The 4,067-nt window shown below is 53.7% G+C and carries 3 protein-coding genes and 1 pseudogene; 3 read left to right on the forward strand and 1 reads right to left on the reverse strand.

The window, feature by feature from the left end:
* Positions 1–188 precede the first annotated feature (188 nt).
* Positions 189–1,001, forward strand: a complete 813-nt coding sequence (locus tag ACSZO4_RS24890; RefSeq protein ID WP_437891770.1) for a Cof-type HAD-IIB family hydrolase — start codon at positions 189–191, stop codon at positions 999–1,001.
* Between the two features lie 164 nt (positions 1,002–1,165).
* The gene (locus tag ACSZO4_RS24895) at positions 1,166–2,425 is read left to right on the forward strand and encodes a DUF1479 domain-containing protein (RefSeq protein ID WP_437891772.1); all 1,260 of its coding nucleotides are present in this window, start codon (positions 1,166–1,168) and stop codon (positions 2,423–2,425) included.
* On the opposite strand, the gene ACSZO4_RS24900 is transcribed toward ACSZO4_RS24895, so the two are convergent.
* On the reverse strand, positions 2,422–3,495 hold the full coding sequence (locus ACSZO4_RS24900) for a LacI family DNA-binding transcriptional regulator (RefSeq protein WP_437891774.1): 1,074 nt from the start codon (positions 3,493–3,495) through the stop codon (positions 2,422–2,424). The genes ACSZO4_RS24895 and ACSZO4_RS24900 overlap by 4 nt on opposite strands.
* Before the next feature lie 284 nt (positions 3,496–3,779).
* Between ACSZO4_RS24900 and ACSZO4_RS24905 the strand changes: the two are divergent.
* A pseudogene (locus ACSZO4_RS24905) lies at positions 3,780–3,992 on the forward strand (MFS transporter); the annotation flags it as partial.
* Positions 3,993–4,067: the final 75 nt, after the last annotated feature.

A 4,067-nucleotide genomic window follows, 5' to 3' on the forward strand; every position in this document is an offset into this window, starting at 1 on the left:
ATACAGTAATATGGTCATGGATGACTGACCATATTACTGGGGATCACTCAGCCCACGGGGAGAGGGAGCAAACACTAAAAGGCAACGCCGTTGCCCTTTTGCTTTTACTTTCGAATGAAATAAATTTGTGCTGCACGTCACACTGTCATTACAATGCTGCCGGAGAAACACATTCCAGGAGCTTATGTATGACCGTGAAAGTTATCGTCACTGATATGGACGGAACTTTTCTGGACGACGCCAAGCAGTACGACCGCGATCGTTTTATGATGCAGTTCACCCAGCTTAAACAGCGTGATATCGAATTTGTCGTCGCCAGTGGCAATCAGTATTACCAGTTGATTTCTTTCTTCCCCGAACTTAAAGAGCAGATCTCTTTTGTCGCCGAGAACGGCGCGCTGGTGTATGAGCATGGTCAGCACTTGTTCCACGGCGAGCTTACCCGCCATGAAGCCCGGGTGGTTATCGACGAGTTACTCAAAGATACCGCGCTTAATTTTGTCGCCTGCGGCCTTAACAGCGCTTATGTCAGCGAAAACGCGCCGGATACCTTCGTTAATCTGATGTCAAAGCACTACCACCGCCTTGAGCGCGTCAGCGACTACCATCAGATTGATGATGCGCTGTTTAAATTCGCCCTCAACTTGCCTGACAGCGGCATTCCTCAGTTGATGGACAAGCTCCACGTTTCGCTGGACGGTATTATGAAGCCTGTCAGCAGCGGCTTTGGTTTTGTAGATTTGATTATCCCCGGCCTGCACAAAGCCAGCGGTATTAACCGTCTGCTCGAACGCTGGCAACTCACCCCTAAAGAGTGCGTCACCATTGGCGACAGCGGCAACGATGCCGAGATGCTGCGGATGACGGACTTCTCCTTTGCCATGGCAAACGCAGGGGACGCCATCAAAGTCATTGCCCGCCACCGTACCGATGACAATAACCATCAGGGCGCACTGAATGTGATTCAGGCCGTGCTCGACGGCAGCGCGCCTTTCAACTGATTTTCCCGCCGGGGTATCTGCCCCGGCTGTTTATTCTGCTTCCCTCATCCCTTTCTCTCCGCTTTGTGCTTTGCATCAACTTTATAAACTTGCATTAACTTAATTTTAACTTAGATTATCATATGTAAGATTAATTAGTTTCGAATGAAAGCTGCGAGGCCATTATGACGTTCACCAGTGAAACATTACCCGCCGACCACAAAGCCGCGATCCGCCAGATGAAGCAGGCATTACGCCAGCAAATCGGCGACGTTCAGGCAGTCTTCGATAAGCTGCATGCGCGGATCAGCGAGCGGGTGGCAGAAATAAATGCCCTCAAGGCCTGCGGCGAGGCAATCTGGCCAGTGATTCCCTTCGCTGACCTGCAGGCAGGCCGGGTCAGCGATGCCCAGCGGGCGCTGATTAAACGCCGGGGTTGCGCGGTCATTAAAGGGCATTTTCCGCGCCAGAAGGCGCTGGCCTGGGATCAGCAAATGATGGCCTACCTTGAGCAAAATCATTTCGACGATCTCTATAAAGGCCCCGGCGACAGCTTCTTTGGTAGCCTCGAAGCCTCACGCCCTGAAATTTACCCCATTTACTGGTCGCAGGCGCAAATGCAGGCCCGCCAGAGCACGGAAATGGCAACCGTGCAGTCGTTCCTTAACCGGTTATGGCGGTTTGAAAGCGAGGGGACGCAGTGGTTTAACCCGGATGTAAGCGTTATTTATCCGGATCGCATTCGCCGTCGTCCGCCGGGAACCACCTCCAAAGGACTTGGCGCGCATACCGATTCCGGCGCGCTGGAACGCTGGCTGCTACCGGTTTATCAGCGCGTGTTCGCCAGCGTCTTCAACGGCAAGGTGGATGAGTACGATCCATGGAACGCGTCGCACCGTACCGAAGTGGAAGAGTATACGGTGGATAACACCACCAAATGCTCGGTGTTCCGCACCTTCCAGGGCTGGACGGCGCTCTCCGATATGATCCCAGGCCAGGGTCTGCTGCACGTGGTGCCGCTCCCGGAAGCGATGGCCTATATCCTGCTGCGCCCGCTGCTCGACGACGTGCCGGAAGATGAACTCTGCGGCGTGGCGCCGGGTCGGGTGCTGCCGATTTCCCAACAGTGGCATCCGCTGCTGATGGAGGCGTTAAGCAGTATTCCGGCGCTGGAAGCGGGAGATTCCGTCTGGTGGCATTGCGATGTGATCCACGCGGTGGCGCCGGTCGATAATCAACAGGGCTGGGGCAACGTGATGTATATTCCCGCCGCGCCGATGTGCGCCAAAAATCTCGCTTACGCCCGGAAAGTGAAAGTGGCGCTGGAGAAGGGAGCCTCGCCGGGAGATTTCCCGCGGGAAGATTATGAAGCCAGCTGGGAAGGACGCTTTACGCTGGCGGATTTAAACGACCACGGTAAGCGCGCGCTGGGAATGATGGATTAAACATCATACAGGCCTTCACGCTCTACGGCGGAACGTCGCATTCCCGGGCGTATCCGCCGTACCGATTCCCGTACCACCAGGGTGCCGTTAAGCAGCAATGAACCTACCGGTGAGTGCGGGCGAATCAGGCGCTGTTGTAAAAGCTGCACCGCTTCCATACCCAGCTCATCACGCGGTACATGTACTGCGGTTAATGGCACATCCTGGATAGCGGCAAGATTAAATGCATCAATGCTCATCACTGATACATCCTGGGGCACGCGCAGACCACGCTGCTGTAGCGCACGCACGGTGCCCTGCGCCATAAAATCACTCCCTACCAGAAACGCCGTTGGCGGCGACTTATGCGCCGGGTCATCCAGCCACTCCCCTACCCGCTCTTCGGCTTCTTTCGCCGCAAAACTGGGCACGATGATCAGATCCCGTTTCGTCTGGAAACGCAGATTGCGCTGTTGCCAGGCTGCCTTTATGCCCGCCAGGCGCAAATCCATGGTATAGCGGCGCAGGCACATAACGGTCACTACCTCACGGTGCCCCAAATCAAACAGATAATCGGCGGCAAACTCGCCGATAGCATGGTGATCCGGCGCAACAGCAGGCAGACGCATACGCTTATCACGACAGTTGATCAGCACACAGGGTTTGCCAAAATCTGCCGCCAGTTCATGGATATGGGGATCGTCGATGCCCAGCAGGATAGCAGCCTGCGTCTGGGGCAGATTCATGCGCTCAATAAAAACATTGGCATCGCTGTCAAGCTCTTCCAGCGCGCAGTAACGCAGGTGCACTTCATGGGATTCCAGCGCTTTGCTGATACTTTGGATCACGCGGTAGTAAAAAATATCGGAACGCTCATCAAAGGCTCGCTGGGGTGCGAAAACCACCAGGTTGTTCAGCAGCAACCGACCTGCCGCAATGCCCTCCATCACCCCCATATCACGGGCGCAGGCCAGTACCCGATTGCGGGCAGCGTCACTGGTATTGGCCTTGCCCGCCAGCACCCGGGAAACGGTGCTGGTCGACAGGTTGGTACGCTGCGCAATTTCGGCAATTTTTAGCTTTTTATCCATTCTGTGATCTTGCTCCGTTTGCGCTATGGGAAAATTTTCATGAGCTCCAGCCTGCATAAAATGCGCTCAGAAAAGATATTGCCCAACCATTTCAATAATTGATGAGAATCCTTGCACAAAAACCACTTTAGCCGCCTTTTTTTCTCCCCTAACGTAAAGGTGTCGTACAACTTCCATACTAGTTGTATGTGTAATTAAGGACATAAAACCCTACAGGGCCATTTCGGTATAACACATTGCCAAAGGTCCACGACTTCCCTACAGAATGGTGTCCGGAGAAAAAAATGAGCCAGGGAATCAACAATAATGAAGGGGTGGCAGGTAAAAGCCGCCGGATCGTCAAAAACTTACGCTGGTGGGTATTGATCCTGTTTTTGCTGGGCGTGACGGTGAACTACATCACCCGCAACTCACTGGGTATCCTCGCCCCGGAACTGAAAACCAGTATGGGCATCACCACCGAACAGTACTCATGGATTGTCGGCGCATTTCAGTTATACCCGTGATCATTGAAACTGCTTGATTTCATGCCGTCAGAGGATCATGCTAAAATCATGAATATCAGACTTTCA

It is taken from the genome of Phytobacter sp. V91 (assembly GCF_965644225.1).
Lineage (GTDB): Bacteria > Pseudomonadota > Gammaproteobacteria > Enterobacterales > Enterobacteriaceae > CBFFRJ01.